This is a genomic window from Microbacterium sp. LWH12-1.2, assembly GCF_040675825.1.
GTDB lineage: Bacteria > Actinomycetota > Actinomycetes > Actinomycetales > Microbacteriaceae > Microbacterium.
On record NZ_JBEGIJ010000001.1, the window covers coordinates 1,951,768 to 1,969,577 of the forward strand.

14 protein-coding genes are annotated in these 17,810 nt (G+C 67.0%); 8 read left to right on the plus strand and 6 right to left on the minus strand.

Annotation, left to right across the window (positions count from 1 at the left end; all coding sequences use genetic code 11):
• Nucleotides 1-27: 27 nt before the first annotated feature.
• From MRBLWH12_RS09460 to gabT, 4 genes are all read right to left on the minus strand, one after another.
• Complete coding sequence (locus MRBLWH12_RS09460) at nt 28-1,572, minus strand: APC family permease (RefSeq protein WP_363548445.1); 1,545 nt, start codon at nt 1,570-1,572, stop codon at nt 28-30.
• Complete coding sequence (locus MRBLWH12_RS09465) at nt 1,572-2,456, minus strand: universal stress protein (RefSeq protein ID WP_341973808.1); 885 nt, start codon at nt 2,454-2,456, stop codon at nt 1,572-1,574. The genes MRBLWH12_RS09460 and MRBLWH12_RS09465 overlap by 1 nt, the downstream gene beginning before the upstream one ends.
• Nucleotides 2,456-3,838 carry a flavin monoamine oxidase family protein gene (locus tag MRBLWH12_RS09470; protein ID WP_363548447.1) on the minus strand — a complete coding sequence of 461 codons (1,383 nt, stop codon included), beginning with the start codon at nt 3,836-3,838 and terminating at the stop codon, nt 2,456-2,458. The genes MRBLWH12_RS09465 and MRBLWH12_RS09470 overlap by 1 nt, the downstream gene beginning before the upstream one ends.
• A 118-nt stretch (nt 3,839-3,956) precedes the next feature.
• Nucleotides 3,957-5,324 carry a 4-aminobutyrate--2-oxoglutarate transaminase gene (gabT, locus tag MRBLWH12_RS09475; protein WP_363548449.1) on the minus strand — a complete coding sequence of 456 codons (1,368 nt, stop codon included), beginning with the start codon at nt 5,322-5,324 and terminating at the stop codon, nt 3,957-3,959.
• Nucleotides 5,325-5,424: 100 nt separating this feature from the next.
• On the opposite strand from gabT, the gene MRBLWH12_RS09480 reads away from it, so the two are divergent.
• From MRBLWH12_RS09480 to MRBLWH12_RS09505, 6 genes are all read left to right on the plus strand, one after another.
• A complete protein-coding gene (locus MRBLWH12_RS09480) occupies nt 5,425-6,939 on the plus strand; it encodes a PucR family transcriptional regulator (RefSeq protein ID WP_341973805.1) in 1,515 nt (504 codons plus the stop codon).
• A gap of 261 nt (nt 6,940-7,200) precedes the next feature.
• Nucleotides 7,201-8,343 carry a multiple monosaccharide ABC transporter substrate-binding protein gene (gene chvE, locus MRBLWH12_RS09485; protein WP_363548451.1) on the plus strand — a complete coding sequence of 381 codons (1,143 nt, stop codon included), beginning with the start codon at nt 7,201-7,203 and terminating at the stop codon, nt 8,341-8,343.
• Nucleotides 8,344-8,414: 71 nt separating this feature from the next.
• A complete protein-coding gene (gene mmsA, locus MRBLWH12_RS09490; RefSeq protein ID WP_341973803.1) occupies nt 8,415-9,956 on the plus strand; it encodes a multiple monosaccharide ABC transporter ATP-binding protein in 1,542 nt (513 codons plus the stop codon).
• Nucleotides 9,953-11,185, plus strand: a complete 1,233-nt coding sequence (gene mmsB / locus MRBLWH12_RS09495; protein ID WP_363548454.1) for a multiple monosaccharide ABC transporter permease — start codon at nt 9,953-9,955, stop codon at nt 11,183-11,185. Before mmsA ends, mmsB begins: the two co-directional genes overlap by 4 nt.
• 39 nt (nt 11,186-11,224) lie before the next feature.
• Nucleotides 11,225-12,403: an ROK family transcriptional regulator gene (locus MRBLWH12_RS09500; protein WP_363548456.1), complete on the plus strand. Its 1,179-nt coding sequence runs from the start codon at nt 11,225-11,227 to the stop codon at nt 12,401-12,403.
• Nucleotides 12,400-13,176 (plus strand): ATP-binding cassette domain-containing protein, encoded by a 777-nt coding sequence (locus tag MRBLWH12_RS09505; protein WP_341973800.1) that lies wholly within the window; start codon nt 12,400-12,402, stop codon nt 13,174-13,176. The genes MRBLWH12_RS09500 and MRBLWH12_RS09505 overlap by 4 nt, the downstream gene beginning before the upstream one ends.
• A 12-nt stretch (nt 13,177-13,188) precedes the next feature.
• Here MRBLWH12_RS09505 and MRBLWH12_RS09510 read toward each other — a convergent pair whose 3' ends face one another.
• The gene (locus tag MRBLWH12_RS09510; RefSeq protein WP_363548458.1) at nt 13,189-13,887 is read right to left on the minus strand and encodes an MBL fold metallo-hydrolase; all 699 of its coding nucleotides are present in this window, start codon (nt 13,885-13,887) and stop codon (nt 13,189-13,191) included.
• Between the two features lie 68 nt (nt 13,888-13,955).
• Here MRBLWH12_RS09510 and MRBLWH12_RS09515 point away from each other — a divergent pair, with 68 nt between their 5' ends.
• Complete coding sequence (locus tag MRBLWH12_RS09515) at nt 13,956-14,513, plus strand: TetR/AcrR family transcriptional regulator (RefSeq protein ID WP_363548460.1); 558 nt, start codon at nt 13,956-13,958, stop codon at nt 14,511-14,513.
• Nucleotides 14,514-14,546: 33 nt separating this feature from the next.
• On the opposite strand, the gene MRBLWH12_RS09520 is transcribed toward MRBLWH12_RS09515, so the two are convergent.
• Nucleotides 14,547-15,998, minus strand: a complete 1,452-nt coding sequence (locus MRBLWH12_RS09520; protein WP_341973797.1) for a helix-turn-helix domain-containing protein — start codon at nt 15,996-15,998, stop codon at nt 14,547-14,549.
• 140 nt (nt 15,999-16,138) lie between these two features.
• Here MRBLWH12_RS09520 and aceB point away from each other — a divergent pair, with 140 nt between their 5' ends.
• The gene (aceB, locus tag MRBLWH12_RS09525; protein WP_341973796.1) at nt 16,139-17,794 is read left to right on the plus strand and encodes a malate synthase A; all 1,656 of its coding nucleotides are present in this window, start codon (nt 16,139-16,141) and stop codon (nt 17,792-17,794) included.
• Nucleotides 17,795-17,810: the final 16 nt, after the last annotated feature.

The window sequence follows — 17,810 nt, forward strand, 5'->3', positions numbered from 1 at the left end:
AGTCTCTTTCTGTGAGGGAAGCGGAAGTCAGCGACGGCGACGGCTGGGCGGCGCGTCCATGCTGAGGGTCTCGCCGCGGAAGAACGCGGGACGACGGATGGCCTGCCAGATCATGATCGCGATGCCGGCGACGATGATCACCATGCCGAGGATGAACACGATCCCGATGCCGCCGATCTGCGAGCCGGATCCGTAGGCCGGGTCCATCGAGTCGATCAGGGTGGTGAAGAACAGCACCCCGAGGATGACTCCGCCGACGAGCGGGAACAGGAACGTGAAGAAGAAGTTCCGTGCCGAGTCGAACCACTGCTTGCGGAAGTACCAGACGCAGGCGAACGCGGTGATGCCGTAGTAGAAGCAGATCATCATCCCGAGGGTGAGGATCGTGTCCCACAGGGTGTCTTCGCTGACCACGCGCATGACCGCGTAGAACGCGGAGGCGACGATGGCCGAGATGATCGTCGCGTAGCCCGGCGTGAAGAATCGCGGGCTGATCTTCGCGTACGACTTCGGCAGTGCACCGTAATGGCCCATCGCGAGGAGCGTGCGAGCCGGTCCGACGAACGTCGACTGCAGGGACGATGCGGAACTGGTCAGCACGGCCAGGGAGACGAGGAACGCGAGCGGTCCGAGAACGGGACCGGAGAGGTGGAAGAACACGTTCTCCTGGATGTCCTCGTTGCCGAGCCCCAGCTCCCCCGTACCGACGCCGGCGAACATGATCATCGCGACCGCGAGGAGCAGGTACAGCGTGACGATCGTGATCACGGTGAGGGTGGCTGCGCGTCCGGGAGTCTTCTCCGGGTCCTTGGTCTCCTCGTTCATGGTGAGGGTGACGTCCCAGCCCCAGAAGATGAAGATCGAGAGCGAGAGGCCGGCGGCGAGCGCGCTGAACGACGAGACGGCGAACGGGTTGAACCAGTTCAGGTCGAAGGGCTGGAAGTCGAAGCCGTTCCCGCTCACCGCCTGCACGATCGCGGCACCTGCGAACAGCACCAGGACGAGGATCTGGAAGCCGACCAGCCAGTACTGCAGCTTCTGCGTGGTCTGCATGTCGCGGTAGGAGATCCAGGTGGCACCGAGCATGAACAGCAGGGTGACGCCGATGTTGATCCAGGTGACGCTCGCGAGGTCCGCGATGGTCGCGTCGCCGGTGATCTGCGACAGCAGCAGGAACAGGAAGTCGACCGCGACGCCGGCGAGATTCGACAGCACCAGGATCGTGGCGACGACGAGTCCCCATCCGGCCATCCAGCCGATCCACGGTCCGAATGCGCGCGTCGCCCAGGTGAACGACGTGCCGGAATCGGGCATCCGGTTGTTGAGTTCGCGGTACCCGAACGCGACGAGCAGCATCGGGATGAAGCCGACCAGGATGATCGCCGGGATCTGCGCACCCACCTCGGATGCGGTGGGGCCGATGGCCGCGGTGAAGGTGTACGCCGGGGCGATGCAGGAGATGCCGATCACGATGGCACCGATGAGGCCGACCGTACCGGCGCTCAGCCCCTTGCGGGAGATCCCGCCGGTCACTCCGGATTCGGGCTCCGTCGCCCGCTCTGTGCTGGACATCAGAGGTCTCCTGCTTCGGCGCGGGTGCGCGGGACGACGATCACGGGAACGGGCAGTTCGCGCAGCATCTTCGCTGCGGTGGAGCCCAGGAAGAGTCGGCGCGGCTGGGCGAGCCGACTCGAGCCGACGAGGATGACCTCGCCGGGAAGCCAGGAGAGGTGTGCGACGGCGTCTTCGACGCTCTCACCCGGCGCCTCTTCGATCTCGGCGGTGCGGCCGTCCGGGAGGAGTTCGGTCGCGACGGCGAGCACATCGTGCGCATGCGCGTTGCCGACCAGGCGGATCGCGCCGGTGTCGAGGCCGGGCGGCACGTCGAAGGGTACGAGCGAGACCAGCCGGAGATCGGTGCCGCTGTCCGCCGCGATGGCGACGGCCTCGTCGAGCAGGGCGTCTGCGCCTGGCCGCTTACCGACGGCCACGGTGACCCGCGGGACGACGTGATCGTCCTGCCGTGCGGTACCGACGGGGGCGAGCGCGACCGGGATGGTCGAGGAGTGCAGGAGTTCGGATGCGACGCTGCCGAGGCGGTGCCGGCCGAAGAGGCCGCCACCGGCTGCTCCGACAACGATCAGGCGAGCCCCGAACTCCTCGCCGGCGGCGATGAGCCCTTCGGCGAACGACTCCGCGAAGCGGACGTGCCCGCTGCGGGTGAGCTCCTGCGGAAGCCGGATCACGGCGTCGTTGAGCCACTGCCGGCCCTGAGCGCGGATGTGGTCCTCATAGGCGCGCTCCGGTGGCACTCCGGCGCTGCGCGTGCCCTCCGTCGGGAGAACGATCACCAGGTGGAGGGTCGCACCGAGGCTGCGGGCGAGTCGCGCGCCGAGCGCGGCGGCATCGGCCCCGGCATCCGTCGCCGTGTAGCCGACGACGATGGAGCCGGTCATCAGCCGACCTCGACCGAGGCGACGGCTTCACGGCTGGCCGCGAGGATGCTGGACGCCGCCAGACGGCCCATGCGGATCGCACCGTCGACGTGCTGGTATCCGGCGCCGGCCATGTCGCTGCATGCGAAGTGGATCGGGCCGACAGCGGCACGCAGGTCGGCCCCGTAGCGGTGCAGGCCTCCCATGTCGAAGCTCGCCGCGTACGCGCCGCGGGTCCACTCCTCGCTGCCCCAGTCGCTCTCGTAGTACACGACGGGGTTCTTGGCTTCGGGTCCGTAGTAATGCGAGAGGGATTCCAGGATGCGCTCCTTGCGCTCCTCGGCGGACAACTCGAAGACGCCGTCGGCGGTGTTGTCCGACACGAAGCCGACCAGCGTGCCGCGCTCGTCACCGTGGTTGGTGTTGTCGTAGGCCTCGTGGCAGATCTCGTACGGGCTGAACGCCGTACCGGAGAGACCGCCTTCACGCCAGAACGGCCGTTCGTAGACGGCGTGCACCTTGATCACGAAGCCCATCGAGATGTGCTGGTGCATCTGGTGCTGGCGGCGCGGCAGCGGCGGCACGAAAGAGATCCGGCTGTACAGCACCGGCGCGTGCGCGAGGATCGCGAAGCGTGCCTTCACCGTGTAGTCGGCGGTGGTCGCGGTCACCCCGTCATCGCCCCATGCCAGGCTTCGCACCGGCTGGTTCAGGATGACGTCGTCCCCGAGTCGCTCGGCGAGCAGGAGCGGCACCTGCTGGAGCCCTCCGACGACGCGCTTGTCGAGGATGAAGTCCGCATCGACGAGGTTCGAGTAGGAACCGGCGGATGCCGCCATCAGCAGGGACTGCAGCAATGAGAACGCGTGGGTCGGCTTGGTGAGCATCGCAGAGCCGGTCGCGAAGGCGAGGTTGCGGACGGCCTCGTCGTCGTCGGTCTGCGCGCGCAGCCACGCATCCCAGGTGACGGAGTCCCACTCCGCGGCGTTCGGATGCTCCCACGGGCGGTCGGGGTCGATCTCGGCGACCATCGCATCGAGGCGGTCCGTGATCTCGGCGATGACGCCCTCGGTCGAGGCGGAGACCGGGAACATCTCTCCCGTGAAGCGAGAGACGGTGCCGTCCGGACCGACGTACACGCTGTCGCCGTCGCGGTAGCGGCTGAAAGTCTCCAGCCCCAGCTCGCCGACCGTGTCGATGAGCGCGTCCTGATCGGGCGATACCCACTGTCCGCCGATCTCCAGCATCGCGCCGTCGATGACGTCGGTCCAGAGTCGTCCGCCGACACGGTCCCGAGCCTCGAGGACGGCGACCGAGAGGCCGGCCTTCCGCAGGTCGTTCGCCGCCGTGAGCCCTGCGGCTCCGGCGCCGACGATGAGCACATCGCGCGTGATCTCAGCCATCTGCAACTCCTTCATTGAATGTGCCGGCTTCATTGAATGTGCCGGTCGCGACCCGTAATCCCCCGACCCGGGTCGCGACCGGACGTCTCGCTGGTCAGCGCGTGTGCGCGTCCCGGATCTATCGTGTCGCTGCGGCGAGTGCCGCAGCGACGATGTCGATGCCCTCGTTGAGCAGATCGTCGCCGATCGAGAGCGGAGGCAGGAAGCGGATGACGTTGCCGAAGGTGCCGCAGGTGAGGACGATGACGCCCTGCGCGATGCAGGCCTTGGCGACGGCCGCGGTGAGAGCCGCATCCGGGGCGTTCGTCTCAGGGTCGACGAACTCGGCCGCGATCATGGCACCGTGCCCGCGGATGTCTCCGACGCGCGGGTCGTTCTGCTGGATCGTGGCGAGCCGGCCCTTGAGGAGCGTCTCGATCTCGCGAGCCCGTTCGATCATCCCGTCGTTCTCGAAAACGTCGATCGCGGCCAGAGCTGCCGCGCAGGCGATCGGGTTGCCGCCGTAGGTGCCGCCGAGGCCACCCGAGTGCGAGGCGTCCATGATCTCGGCGCGGCCGGTGACCGCGGCGAGCGGAAGGCCGCCGGCGATGCCCTTGGCGGTCGTGATGAGGTCGGGCTCGATGCCGAAGATATCGCTGGCGAACATCGCTCCCGTGCGGGCGAAGCCGGTCTGCACCTCGTCGGCGATGAAGACGACGCCGTTCGCGCGGCACCAGTCGACGATCGCGTTGAGGAAGCCCTCAGCGGGCACGATGAAGCCGCCCTCGCCCTGGATCGGCTCGATGATGACCGCGGCGAGGTTGTCGGCGCCGATCTGCTTCTCCAGCTGCAGGATGGCGCGAGCCGCCGCCTCGGGACCGGTGAGACCGTCGCGGAACGGGTACGACGCGGAGGCACGGTAGACCTCCGGGGCGAACGGACCGAAGCCGCTCTTGTACGGCATCGCCTTGGCGGTGAGCGCCATCGTGAGGTTGGTCCGGCCGTGGTAGCCGTGATCGAAGGCCACGACGGCCTGACGGCCGGTGCGCTTGCGGGCGATCTTGATCGCGTTCTCGACGGCTTCGGCACCGGAGTTGAACAGCGCGGTCTTCTTCGCGAAGTCGCCGGGGGTGATCCGGTTCAGTGCCTCAGCCACCTCGATGTACGACTCGTACGGCGAGATCATGAAGCAGGTGTGCGTGAACTGCGCGGCCTGCGCGGCGACGGCTGCGGCGATCTTCGGGTGCGCGTTTCCGACCGTGGTGACGGCGATGCCGCTGCCGAGGTCGATCAGCGAGTTGCCGTCGGCATCGACGACCACTCCGCCACCGGCGGCGACCGCTGCGACGGGCACGGTGTGGCCAACGCCGGATGCGACGGCGTCCGCCTTGCGCGCCAGGATCGCCGCGGAACGCGGGCCGGGAAGCTCGGTGACCAGACGACGTTCTTGGGGGAGCTCGGGTCCGCCGACAGGAACAGCGGTGGTTGCGGTGTCGAGAAGTGCCATGCAGGCGAGCGTAGGTGCGCCGACGATGCGCGCGCATTCGCCCACCTGTACAATCTGAGCAGAGAGTTCGCCAGAGCGTATATCTGCGTCAAGGAGCCCGATGCCCGCCGTGGAACAGCCGACACTGCGCACGCTGCTCCAGCGCCGCGATCTCGGGCTGCGCCTGGTCTCGCCCGTCGAATCGCTCCGCGACGCGGCGCTGGACCGCCCTCTTCGCTGGGTGCACAGCTCGGATCTCGCGGATCCGACCCCGTTCCTCGCCGAGGACCTCGCGCTGCTCACGACCGGGACGCAATTCGCCGATGAGGATGCCGCCGCCATCGAGACCTACGTCGGGCGACTCGCTGATCGCGGCGTGGTCGGGCTCGGCTTCGGCACCGAGGTGTATCGCGTCGGCATCCCCGATGAGCTCGTCGCGGCCTGCGCCGCGCGCGGGATGCCCCTGTTCGAAGTCCCGTACCGAACGCCGTTCATCGCGGTCGCGCGTGCGCACTCCGAGGCGATCGCCGCGCAGGCATATGCTCGGCGATCGTGGGCCCTGGACGCGCAACGTGCGCTCGCGCTCGCGGCTCTCCGCCCCCGAGGGCTCGATGCGACTCTCGCCGAACTCGGACGCCGACTCGACGCCTGGGTCGGCATGTTCGACGCCGCGGGCGCGCTGAGCGTCTCGCATCCGCGGGACGCCGTCGACGCAGCGGTCCTCGACGAACTGGGCATGCGGATCATGGAGATCCTCTCCCGCGGTCTCGAGGCCGGCCAGTCGCTGACGATCGACGGCCGCACGTTCATGCTCTTCACCGTCGGGCGGGGCGGTCACCTGCGCGGCGTGGTCGCCCTCGCGATCGACGCCATCGACGCGGAGGCGAGATCGGTCGTCACCTCTGTGATCGCCATGGCCGGTCTCGCCCTGGAACAGAGCGAACAGCTGGCCCGCAGCCGGAGGAGGCTGCACGCTCAGCTCCTGGACTCCCTGCTCGCCGACGACCCCGCGCTGGCGAGGAGGGTGCTCGGCAGCATCCCGGCCGCGCCCGTGGTCGTCGCCGTCACCGGGGATGCCCCGGTCGGACCGCTCTCGGACTGGTGGGAACGCCGTCGCACAGAGCACGGAACCGCCGCGTTCCTCGCTGAATCCGTCGAAGGCGTCACCATCTGCGTGTCAGCCGTCGACGAAGAGCTGTTCGACGAGGTCGCCCTGCGGTTCGGGATCCGCCTCGGAGTGTCCGAACCCGAGGCGTACGATGCCTTCTCTCGCGCTCACGCCCAGGCGCTCGCTGCACTGCGCCAGCAGAGCGGCGAGGGTGCGATCCGCTTCGCCGACACCGTCGGCTCCAGCATCCTCAGCGCCCTGGCCACCGACGAGGCGCGGCTGGTCGCCGAGTCACGGTTGGCGCCGCTGCGCGACCATGACCGGCGGACCGGGGCCGAGCTGGAGCGCTCGCTGCGAAGTTGGCTGGAGCACGATGCGAGGGTCGAATCCGCCGCGACGGCACTGGCCGTCCACCGGCACACATTGCGTTCCAGAATCGCCCAGGCGGGCACGATCCTGGGCGTCGAACTGTCGTCCTTCCCTGCTCGAGCCGAGCTGTGGACGCTGCTTCAGACCGCCCGGGATTGATCGCTCGCTTTGAGTTCGGCTCTCGAACCCAACCTAGCGTTGCCTGCGGCTCGATGCAATCCGTTGTGACCCTTGGCAATATTGCCGAAGTTAGCGCGAACGAAGATTGTCAATTCGATCGGTTGATCACAGAACAGTAACGAAGCTTGACTTCATGTCTCGAACTCAAGCATCGTTCAATCGCGGTGATCGTCTCGAGCCAGCCGATCGGCCGCAGAATTCGCGCACGGTGGTGTGCGCGATCAGACAAAGGAGTTTCGAATGAAGAAGCGCGCACTCGCCGCCCTCGGGGCAGCAGCCGTACTCGTGCTCTCCGGGTGCAGTGTCACCAGCACCGCCCCCGGCGGGAATGACGGAGGCGGCACCGAGACCAAGGACATCACGGTCGGCGTCTCGATGCCGACCCAGACGTCGGAGCGATGGATCGCTGACGGCGACGCGGTGAAGGCCGGCCTCGAAGATGCCGGCTACGACGTCGACCTGCAGTACGCATCCGACGACATCCCGACGCAGAGCCAGCAGATCGACCAGATGATCACGGAGGGCGCCGACCTCCTGATCATCGCAGCGATCGACGGCACCGCCCTTTCCAGCCAGCTCGACGCGGCCGCCGCTGCCGACATCCCCGTCATCGCCTACGACCGACTCATCCGCGACAGCGAGAACGTCGACTTCTACGTCACGTTCGACAACTACGAGGTCGGCGTGCAGCAGGCGACCTCTCTGCTCGTCGGACTGGGCATCCTCAAGGCAGACGGCAGCGAGGCCGGCGCGACCGGCCCGTTCAACATCGAGCTGTTCGCCGGCTCGCTGGATGACAACAACGCGCACTTCTTCTGGAAGGGTGCGATGGACACCCTCCAGCCGTACATCGATTCCAAGGTGCTGAACGTCCCGTCCGGCCAGACGACGATCGAGCAGGCCGCGATCCTTCGCTGGCAGCAGGAGACGGCGCAGAAGCGCATGGAGGACATCCTCACGGCGTCCTACGGCAACGGCACCAAGCTCGACGGCGTGCTCTCGCCGTACGACGGCCTCTCCCGCGGCATCATCACGGCCCTCCAGGGCGACGGCCGCGGCGCCACGATCGCAGACGGCCTGCCGGTGGTCACCGGACAGGACGCCGAGATCGCGTCCGTCGCGCTCATCGACCAGGGTGTGCAGTTCGCATCGATCTTCAAGGACACGCGCAAGCTGGCCGAGCAGTCGATCAAGACCGCGAGCTCGATCCTCGCCGGCGACGAGCCGGAGGCGAACGACACCGAGACCTACGACAACGGCGTGAAGGTCGTGCCGTCGTACCTGCTCACGAGCGACATCGTCTACAAGGACACCATCGAGTCGCTCCTCGTCGACTCGGGCTACTGGACCGCAGAAGAGGTCGCGTCCGGCCAGGCCGAGTAACAGTCCCATCAGAGTTGTTCGGGGTGCGCCGCTCCACGGCGCACCCCGAACACCATCGAGGCAGGAAGAACATGTCACAGGCCATCCTCGAGATGCGAGACATCACGAAGACATTCCCGGGCGTCAAGGCGCTCCAGGGCGTCAACCTCACCGTGAACGAGCGCGAGATCCACGCGATCTGCGGCGAGAACGGTGCGGGGAAGTCCACGCTCATGAAAGTGCTGTCCGGCGTCTACCCGCACGGCACGTACGACGGCGAGATCATCTTCAACGGCGAACAGGTGCGGTTCTCGAGCATCAACGACAGCGAGCACCACGGCATCGTCATCATTCACCAGGAACTCGCGCTGGTACCGCACCTCAGCGTTGCGGAGAACATCTTCCTCGGCAACGAGCGTCTCTCGCGGAGCGGGCTGATCGACTGGGACCGCACGAACGCGGATGCAGCCGAACTCCTCGCGCGCGTCGGCCTCGCCGAAAATCCCATCACCCACGTCAACCAGCTCGGCGTCGGCAAACAGCAGCTGATCGAGATCGCGAAGGCGCTGGCGAAGAACGTGCGCCTGCTGATCCTGGACGAGCCCACGGCCGCGTTGAACGACTCCGATTCGGAGCACCTGCTGCAGCTGCTGCGCGATCTGCGCGCAGAGCAGGGCATCACGTCGATCATCATCTCGCACAAGCTGAACGAGATCGCCGCCATCGCTGAGAAGACCACGGTGATCCGCGACGGGCGCACGATCGAGACGATCGACATGTCCGACTCGGACGCCACCCAGGAACGCATCATCCGTGGCATGGTGGGCCGCGATCTCGACCATCGCTACCCCGAACGCGAATCGCACATCGGCGAAGAGGTCCTCCGCATCGAGGACTGGACCGTGCGCCACCCGACGCAGTCCGACCGTATCGTCGTCTCCGGCGCGAGCCTCAACGTACGAGCAGGAGAAGTCGTCGGCATCGCAGGGCTCATGGGCGCCGGACGCACCGAGCTCGCGATGAGCGTCTTCGGCGGCACCTACGGCAAGCGCCTGAGCGGACGCGTGTTCGTGCGCGGCCAGGAGGTCTCGACCGGCAGCGTCAGTGCGGCGATCGACGCCGGCATCGCCTACGCCACGGAAGACCGCAAGCGCTACGGCCTGAACCTCATCGACGACATCCGTCACAACATCACCTCGGCGTCGCCCAAGCGGATCAGCACGGCCGGCTGGGTGAACGACAACGAAGAGCTGCGGGTCGCAGGGCGTTACCGCGAGAGCATGAAGATCAAGGCACCCAGCGTGCTGAGCGTCGTCGGAACACTCTCCGGCGGCAATCAGCAGAAGGTCGTGCTGAGCAAGTGGATCGAGACGCAACCCGAGATCCTCATCCTCGACGAGCCCACGCGCGGAATCGACGTCGGCGCGAAGTACGAGATCTATACGATCATCAACGAACTGGTCGCGGCCGGAAAGGGTGTGCTGGTGATCTCCTCGGAGCTCCCCGAGCTGCTCGGCGTCTGCGACCGCATCTATACCCTCGCCTTCGGACGCATCACCGGCGAAGTAGCCGCATCCGAAGCAACCCAGGAGAAACTCATGCACCTCATGACTTTGGAAGGAACCGGCCGATGACCGTCGTCAGCAACCTCTGGAACCTCGCGACGCGGAACCTTCGCCAGAGCGGGATCCTCGTCGCCTTCATCGCGATCGTCATCTTCTTCGCGGTGCTCAACCCGAACTTCCTCGCCCCGGGCAACCTCACGAACATCGTGCTGCAGTACTCGTACATCCTGGTGCTGGCGATCGGCATGGTGATCGTGATCATCGCCGGCCACATCGACCTCTCGGTCGGGTCGGTCGTCGCCCTGACGGGTGCGGTGGCCGCCGTGGTCGTGATCCGGATGGACATGCCGTGGTGGGCAGGCGTTCTCGCCGCTCTCGTCGTCGGAATCATCGTCGGCGCCTGGCAGGGGTTCTGGGTGGCGTTCGTCGGGATCCCGGCGTTCATCGTGACGCTCGCGGGCATGCTCCTGTTCCGCGGCCTCACCTACCTCGTCCTCGGCAACATCTCGCTCTCGCCGTTCGGCGGAACGTACTACCAGATCGCGAACGGGTTCCTGAACAGCATGTTCGGCACCGTCGATCTCGGCAGTTACGCGATCGGGTTCGCCGGCCTCACCTTCTCGATCGCCATCAAGTTCGACGTCTTCACGGTCGCGATCTTCGCCATCGGCGTCATCGGCTACGCCGTCTGGCAGCTTCGTCGCAGGCGCGCCAAGTTCGCGTACCAGCAGGCAGTGGAGTCGATGCCGCTCTTCGTCCTGAAGATCGTGGCCGTGGCCATCATCGTCATGTGGTTCGGCTTCCAGCTGGCGGCCAGCCGTGGCCTCCCGTATGTGCTGATCATCCTTGCCGCACTGATCATCGCCTACACGCTGCTCACGCAGAAGACGGTGTTCGGACGCCATGTCTACGCCATCGGCGGCAACCTGAACGCCGCGATCCTCTCCGGTGTGAAGGTCCGGAAGGTCAACTTCTGGATCTTCGTGAACATGGGGATGCTCGCGGCTGTCGCGGGCGTGCTCTTCTCAGCCCGAACCAACGGCGCCCAGCCAGGGGCGGGCAACATGTTCGAACTCGATGCGATCGCCGCGTGCTTCATCGGCGGTGCCGCCGTCACCGGCGGCGTGGGACGTGTCGGCGGCGCGATCATCGGCGGTCTGATCATGGCCGTGATGAGCAACGGGATGCAGCTGATGGGTGTCGACCAGCCGACGCAGCAGGTCGTCAAGGGACTCGTCCTGCTCGTCGCCGTCGCATTCGACGTGTGGAACAAGAAGCGGGCTGCCCGAGCAGCCTGACGCGGTCGTGACGGTGATGTGCGCTGATAGGCTCCGGCTGTGAGCAGATCAGCGGCGGGCTCGCAATCTGCCCTACGCGAGGCCAACACGGCGAAGATCGTGGATGCTGTCAAACGCTTCGGCGGGCTCACCCAGGTGGAGCTCGCCGAAGCGACCGCGCTCTCCGCGGCCACGATCTCCGCCATCGTCAAGGAACTCTCCCTGACCGGACTGGTCGAGACTCGACCGACATCTCGCAGCGGCCGTCGCGCGCAGCTGGTCACCATGGCTCGCCGCAGCGGGCTGGTCATCGCCGCCCACGTCACGGCGCGAGCCATCCGCGTACGAATCGCCGACACCGCACAGGAGATTCTCGAGGAGCGGCGACTGCCCCTTCCTCCCGACCACCCCATGGACACCGTTCTTGACCGCACAGCCGTGCTGATCTTCGAGATGCTCCAGATGATCGGCTCCGAACCGGACGAGTTGCTCGGCGTGTGCCTCACGATCCCCGCACCCATCGATCCGGCCACCGGAATGATCACGTTCAGCGGATTGATGCCGGGATGGGAGGATGCCCCGATCGCCCCGATCCTCTCGCAGCGCCTCGGATGTCCGGTCATCGTCGAGAACGACGCCAACATGGCGGCTCTCGCCGAAGCGACGCTCGGCGCAGCCCGAGGAGTCGCCGACAGCATCACCGTCGTGGCCTCCGACGGCACGGGCGCCGGCATCGTGATCGATTCCCGGTTGCATCGCGGCGCCGACGGCACGGCCGGCGAGATCGGCCACATCCAGATCGATCCGCAGGGGCAGATCTGCCGCTGCGGCCTGCGCGGCTGTCTCGACACGGTGGTCGGGGCCAGCGCCCTGCTGGCGCCCCTGCGCAGCCACTACGGCAACCTCACGTTCCGCGACGTCGTCTCGCAGGCGGCGGCCGGCGACCAGGGCTGCCGCCGCGTGGTCGCCGATGCGGGGAGCACGATCGGCCGCGTCGTCGCCGGTCTCGCTCAGGGCATCGGCACCGGGCTCATCGTCGTCGGCGGAGAACTCGCACAGGCCGGAGACGCGTTCTTCGACGCCTTCTCGACGGCAGTGCGCGAGCACGTCAACACCGGTCGCCACCGGGAGATGGTGATCATGCAGTCGACACTTCCCCCGGATTCCGTTCTCGCAGGCGCGCTCGTCGAGATCATTCAGACGACGGACGTTCTCCAACGGTTTGAGGAGCGAACATGAACGATCCTGCACCGCCTCCGCTGCTGTCCATGCAGGGCATCAGCCGTCACTTCGGGGCCATCAAGGCTCTCACCGATGTGAACTTCGACGTGCGCGCACGCGAGGTCGTCGGCCTGGTCGGCGACAACGCCGCCGGCAAGTCGACGCTCGCGAAGATCATCGCCGGCGCGCTGGAGCCGGCATCCGGCGTGATCAGGATCGACGGCGTCGAGACATCGATCCCATCGCCCTCCGCCGCGCACCAGCATGGCATCGCGACCGTGTTCCAGGACTTCGCCGTCTGCGAGAACCTCGACGTCACCGCGAACATCTTCCTCGGTCGCGAACTCCAGCGCCATGGGGGGTTGCGAGACGGCGAGATGGAACTCGCGGCGCGGGAAGCACTTCGCGACCTCCAGATCCGCGTGCCATCCATCAAGTCGCTGCTGCGTGATCTGTCGGCGGGTCAACGTCAATCGATCGCGATCGCGCGCACGCTCATCGGCAGGCCGCGGCTGGTCGTTCTCGACGAGCCGACCGCGTCGCTCGGCGTCTCGCAGACAGCAGAGGTGCTCACCCACATCGAGCGGTTGCGCGACCTCGGGTTCGGCGTCGTGTTCATCAGCCACAATCTGAGCGACGTCCGGGCGATCGCCGACCGGATCGAAGTCCTCCGCCACGGGCGCAACAACGGTTCGTTCACCGGAGCGGATGCGACCTACTCCGATCTGATCGCCGCCATCACCGGCGCTCCCGGATACTCCCCCTCGAAGCCGGCCGCCCCGTCGGAGTGACCGTCAGCGGCCTCACCCGAGCGCGGCGAGGAGATCGTCTGCGGTTCCTCGGAACTCCGGCCCGTGACCGGGGAAGATCCGCCGTTCCGGAAGATCCCGAAGGCGCTCCAGGCTCTGCCGCGTCTGCTCGGAGTCGTTGCTGAAGGGCGCGAGCCTGGCACCGCCCACTCCGGTGAGCACGTGCCGGGTGGTGATCGCGTCACCGAGGAACAGCGCGTCGACGGCCGAGATGCGGATGGCCACCGAACCGGGAGTGTGCCCGGGAATCGCGATGATCTCCGGCTTGCCGGGCAACTCCAGGACATCACCATCGGAGATCGTGCGAACGTCGGCTATGTGGCGTGTGCGCAGAGCGCCGCGTCGGATCCCCACCCAGAGGAAACCGAGGGACGGCCCGAGCTTCCAGGCGTCGGCTTTGACCCCGCGCGCGGGAGTGCGACCTGTCGCGAGCGCCGCATCGGCCTCATGAATGTGCACGGGAACGCCGTGGTCGGCCCTGAGCCGCTCCGCGACGCCGATGTGATCGGCGTCGCCGTGAGTCAGCACGATGCCGCGGATGTCGTCGAGCGAGAGTCCCTCAACGGCGAGTGCCTCGCGGAGCATCCGCAGATCGCCGGAGAGTCCCGCATCGATGAGTGTCACGCCGTCTTCGGTCACGATCGCATGCACGGCGATGATGTCATCGCCGATGCGGAGAATTCGAGCTGTCATGTTGGCTACAGTACATAGCCTTGATGGCTACAGTCAATAGCCTTATGCTGGAGGCAGGAGGACGCAACATGCCCGCACCACAGAGAGTCACCCCGGAGGCGCTGGTGAGCGCCGTCCGCGAGATCTCCGAACGAGAAGGGTTGGATGCCGTGACGATGAGCTCGGTCGCGGCGGCCGTCGGCGTCCGCGCACCGAGCCTCTACAAGCGCGCAGCCAACCGCCACGACCTCCTCCGGCTCGCCGCAGACGACGCCGTGGCCGAGCTGACCGCGGACATCGCGGCGCGCGCCGCGCACACCGACGACCCGCGCGAGCTCCTCGCGGGCACTGCCAGGGCCTTACGCGCTCTCGCGGCACGCTCGCCCCACATCACGACCCTGTTGTTCTGCGCCCCCGGCCCACAGGCAGGGCCCTCGCCGGAGTCGCTCGCGCCGATCATGACCGACCTGCTCAGCGCCGTGTCCGCGATCGCGCCCGACGACCCGCTGTCGGCCGCACGCACCCTCACGGCATGGGCATATGGATTCTGCACGATGGAGCAGAACGGCGGATTCCGTCAGGGTGGCGACGTCGATGCCGCCTTCGAGCGCGGGTTGGAGATCGTTCTCCGCGGCCTGGCTGCGTGAGATCAGCCGGGTTCCCGGTCAGCGCCACCGGCCTCAGCGCGGGGCGTGCGCCTCCAGGAACTCGTACACATCGGTCGTGTCGACGCCGGGAAAGGCACCGGTCGGGAGCGTCGCCAGCAGAGTGCGGGGCGTGCGCACGTTCGGCCAGGAATTCTCCCGCCAGCGCTGCTCGAGGTCTGCGGGGGCGCGTCGACAGCAGACCTCGACGGAGTGCTTCGATGTGCCGCGATTCGCGGTGTCGCGCCCCACGAACCATTTCGTGTCGTCGAAGCGCACGCCGACGCTCACCGAGTGCAGGCCTTCACTGGACGACTCGACCCGCGCCGTGCACCAGTAGGTGCCGTTGCCGGTATCGGTGTACTGGTAGTAAGGGTTGAAGCGATCGTCCTCGTCGAACACGACCCGACTCGTCCACCTGCGGCAGCACATCTGACCCTCGATGGCGCCGAGCCGATCAGTCGGAAAGTTCACATCGTCGTTCTCGTACGCCTTCGTGATCGTGCCGGACTCATGCACCTTCAGGAAGTGCACCGGGATGTCGAGGTGGCGGGTCGCCAGATTCGTGAAGCGGTGCGCTGCGGTCTCGTACGACACCGAGTAGGTATCGCGAAGATCCTCGATCGAGATCGCCCGTCGGCTCTTCGCATCCTTCAAGGCGGGCACGACGTGCGCCTCCGGGATCAGCAGGGCGCCGGTGAGATAGTTCGTCTCGACCCGCTGGCGCAGGAACTCCGCATAGCTTCGAGGTTCGGAATGCCCCAGCATCCGAGACGAGAGCGCCTGCAGCACCGCCGTGCGCGCATCGCCCTTCGCCGGCACCTGGCTGGAAAGGTACAGACGTCCGTTGGCGAGGTCCGCGACGCTGCGCGTGGTCTGCGGCAGGTCGGGGGCGTAGTGCAGGGTGAACCCCAGGTACGCGGCGATCTCGGATGCGGTGCGCTGGGTGAGCGGACCGCCGGGGTGTCCGACCGCGGCCAGGATCTCGGATGCCTTCGTCTCGAGGTCTGCGAAGTGATTGTCCTGGCGCCGCATGAGGTGGCGGAGCTCGACGTTCGCACGCCGCGCCTCCTCGGGCGTCGCCGCCCGTTCATCGCGCAGCCGGTCGATCTCGCCGTGCAGGGCGAGCAGCGCTTTCAACGCGTCAGTGGGCATGCCTTTGCCGATCCGGAACGGCTCGATGCCGAGGGCCTGGAAGGTCTGCCCCTTCATCGCCCGCTCCAGAGCGATCTCGACGGCGCTTCGCTCGTCGAGCGGCTCACCTTCGAGCAGTGCGTCGATGGTGACGCCGAGCGCGCGGGCGATGGCCTGCAACTGGGTGAGCTTGGGCTCGCGTTTTCCGGTCTCGATCATCGAGAGCTGGCTGGGCACCCGGTCGACCGCCGTGGCGAGGTCATCGAGGGTCATCCCGCGCGCCGTGCGCAGCTGACGGATGCGCCGGCCGATCGTGAGGGCGTCGGTCTCTTCTGCGGTGTCTACGGTGACCATGCGCCCGATTGTGTCACAGAAGAAGAATTTCGGTCAAACTTCACAACGGATTTGGCCAGTTGAGTCGCTGAACTTCACGCAGAGTGGTCTCAAGCCACCCGGCAGCTCAACGACTGAGTACGACCGAAAGGACTCACATCATGACAACTCCCACCGCTGCCCCGTTCACCGCGCCGATCCAGACGGCGCAGCAGGGCCCCGCGATCGAGATCACCGGCCCCGTTCGCGATCGTTATGAAGAGATCCTCACGCCCGAAGCGGTCGCCTTCCTCACCGAGCTGCACCACCGCTTCACCAACCGCCGGCACGATCGCCTCGCCGACCGGATGCGCCGTCGCTTCGAGATCGGGAACGGGCACGACCCGCGCTTCCGCGACGACACCGCGCACATCCGTGAAGATGCCGACTGGCGCGTCGCCGGCGCCGGCCCCGGGCTCGAAGACCGCCGGGTGGAGATCACCGGGCCGACGGATCCGAAGATGACCATCAACGCGCTGAACTCCGGGGCTCGGGTCTGGCTCGCCGACCAGGAGGACGCCACCAGCCCCACCTGGAAGAACGTCATCGAGGGGCAGCTGTCGCTGCGGGACGCGATCCGCGGCGAACTCTCCTTCACCTCCCCCGAGGGCAAGGAGTATCGCGTCACCGCCGAGCGCACGCCGACGATCGTGATGCGACCGCGCGGCTGGCACCTCACCGAGAAGCACATGGAGTTCACCGATCGTTCCGGTCGGCGCATGGCCGCATCGGGCTCGCTCGTCGACTTCGGCCTCTACTTCTTCCACAACGCCAAGGCGCTCATCGACTCCGGCCGCGGACCGTACTTCTACATCGCCAAGATCGAGTCGAGCGAAGAGGCGAAGCTCTGGGACGACATCTTCACCTTCAGCGAGGAGTACATCGGTCTCCCCCACGGCACGATCCGTGCCACGGTGCTGATCGAGACATTGCCCGCCGCGTTCGAGATGGACGAGATCCTGTACGAGCTGCGCGATCACTGCGCAGGGCTGAACGCCGGACGCTGGGACTACATCTTCTCGATCATCAAGAACTACCGCGGTCGCGGTGCACGCTTCGTGCTCCCCGACCGCAGCGAGGTCACGATGACGGTGCCTTTCATGCGGGCCTACACCGAGCTGCTGGTGAAGACCTGCCACAAGCGGGGCGCCTTCGCGATCGGCGGCATGAGCGCCTTCATCCCGAATCGCCGCGACGCCGAGGTGACGGCCCGCGCCGTCGAGAAGGTGTCCGCCGACAAGAAGCGCGAGGCCGGAGACGGCTTCGACGGCACCTGGGTGGCGCACCCCGACCTGATCGCGACTGCGCAGGCCGAGTTCGACGCCGTGCTCGGCGACCGCCCGAACCAGGTCGACCGCCAGCGTGATGACGTGCACGTGACAGCATCCGATCTGCTGGATCTGCACATCGGGCGACCGATCACAGCGCAGGGCGTGCGCGACAACGTCTCGGTGGCGATCCGCTACCTCGAAGCGTGGCTGCGCGGCCTCGGCGCCGTGGCGATCGACAACCTCATGGAGGATGCAGCGACGGCGGAGATCAGCCGGTCGCAGGTATGGCAGTGGATCCACCAGGATCGCTCCACCGAAGACGGCACGGCGATCACCCCGGAGTACGTCGAAGGCCTCATCGCCACTGTGCTCGCTCAGGCCACGCGGTCGGCCGGCGATCGCTTCGACGACGCAGCCGACATCTTCCGCGAGGTCGCCCTGCAGGAGGAGTTCCCGACCTTCCTCACCCTGGGTGCGTACTCCCGCTACCTCGCCGAGACCGACTGACCGTTCACCCACCCAC

Excerpts from the sequence above, each read along its gene's own strand:
- MRBLWH12_RS09460 (WP_363548445.1), bottom strand. The coding sequence starts at position 1,572 with ATGTCCAGCACAGAGCGGGCGACGGAGCCCGAATCCGGAGTGACCGGC.
- MRBLWH12_RS09465 (WP_341973808.1), bottom strand. The coding sequence starts at position 2,456 with ATGACCGGCTCCATCGTCGTCGGCTACACGGCGACGGATGCCGGGGCC.
- MRBLWH12_RS09470 (WP_363548447.1), bottom strand. The coding sequence starts at position 3,838 with ATGGCTGAGATCACGCGCGATGTGCTCATCGTCGGCGCCGGAGCCGCA.
- gabT (WP_363548449.1), bottom strand. The coding sequence starts at position 5,324 with ATGGCACTTCTCGACACCGCAACCACCGCTGTTCCTGTCGGCGGACCC.
- MRBLWH12_RS09480 (WP_341973805.1), top strand. The coding sequence starts at position 5,425 with ATGCCCGCCGTGGAACAGCCGACACTGCGCACGCTGCTCCAGCGCCGC.
- chvE (WP_363548451.1), top strand. The coding sequence starts at position 7,201 with ATGAAGAAGCGCGCACTCGCCGCCCTCGGGGCAGCAGCCGTACTCGTG.
- mmsA (WP_341973803.1), top strand. The coding sequence starts at position 8,415 with ATGTCACAGGCCATCCTCGAGATGCGAGACATCACGAAGACATTCCCG.
- mmsB (WP_363548454.1), top strand. The coding sequence starts at position 9,953 with ATGACCGTCGTCAGCAACCTCTGGAACCTCGCGACGCGGAACCTTCGC.
- MRBLWH12_RS09505 (WP_341973800.1), top strand. The coding sequence starts at position 12,400 with ATGAACGATCCTGCACCGCCTCCGCTGCTGTCCATGCAGGGCATCAGC.
- MRBLWH12_RS09510 (WP_363548458.1), bottom strand. The coding sequence starts at position 13,887 with ATGACAGCTCGAATTCTCCGCATCGGCGATGACATCATCGCCGTGCAT.
- MRBLWH12_RS09515 (WP_363548460.1), top strand. The coding sequence starts at position 13,956 with ATGCCCGCACCACAGAGAGTCACCCCGGAGGCGCTGGTGAGCGCCGTC.
- MRBLWH12_RS09520 (WP_341973797.1), bottom strand. The coding sequence starts at position 15,998 with ATGGTCACCGTAGACACCGCAGAAGAGACCGACGCCCTCACGATCGGC.
- aceB (WP_341973796.1), top strand. The coding sequence starts at position 16,139 with ATGACAACTCCCACCGCTGCCCCGTTCACCGCGCCGATCCAGACGGCG.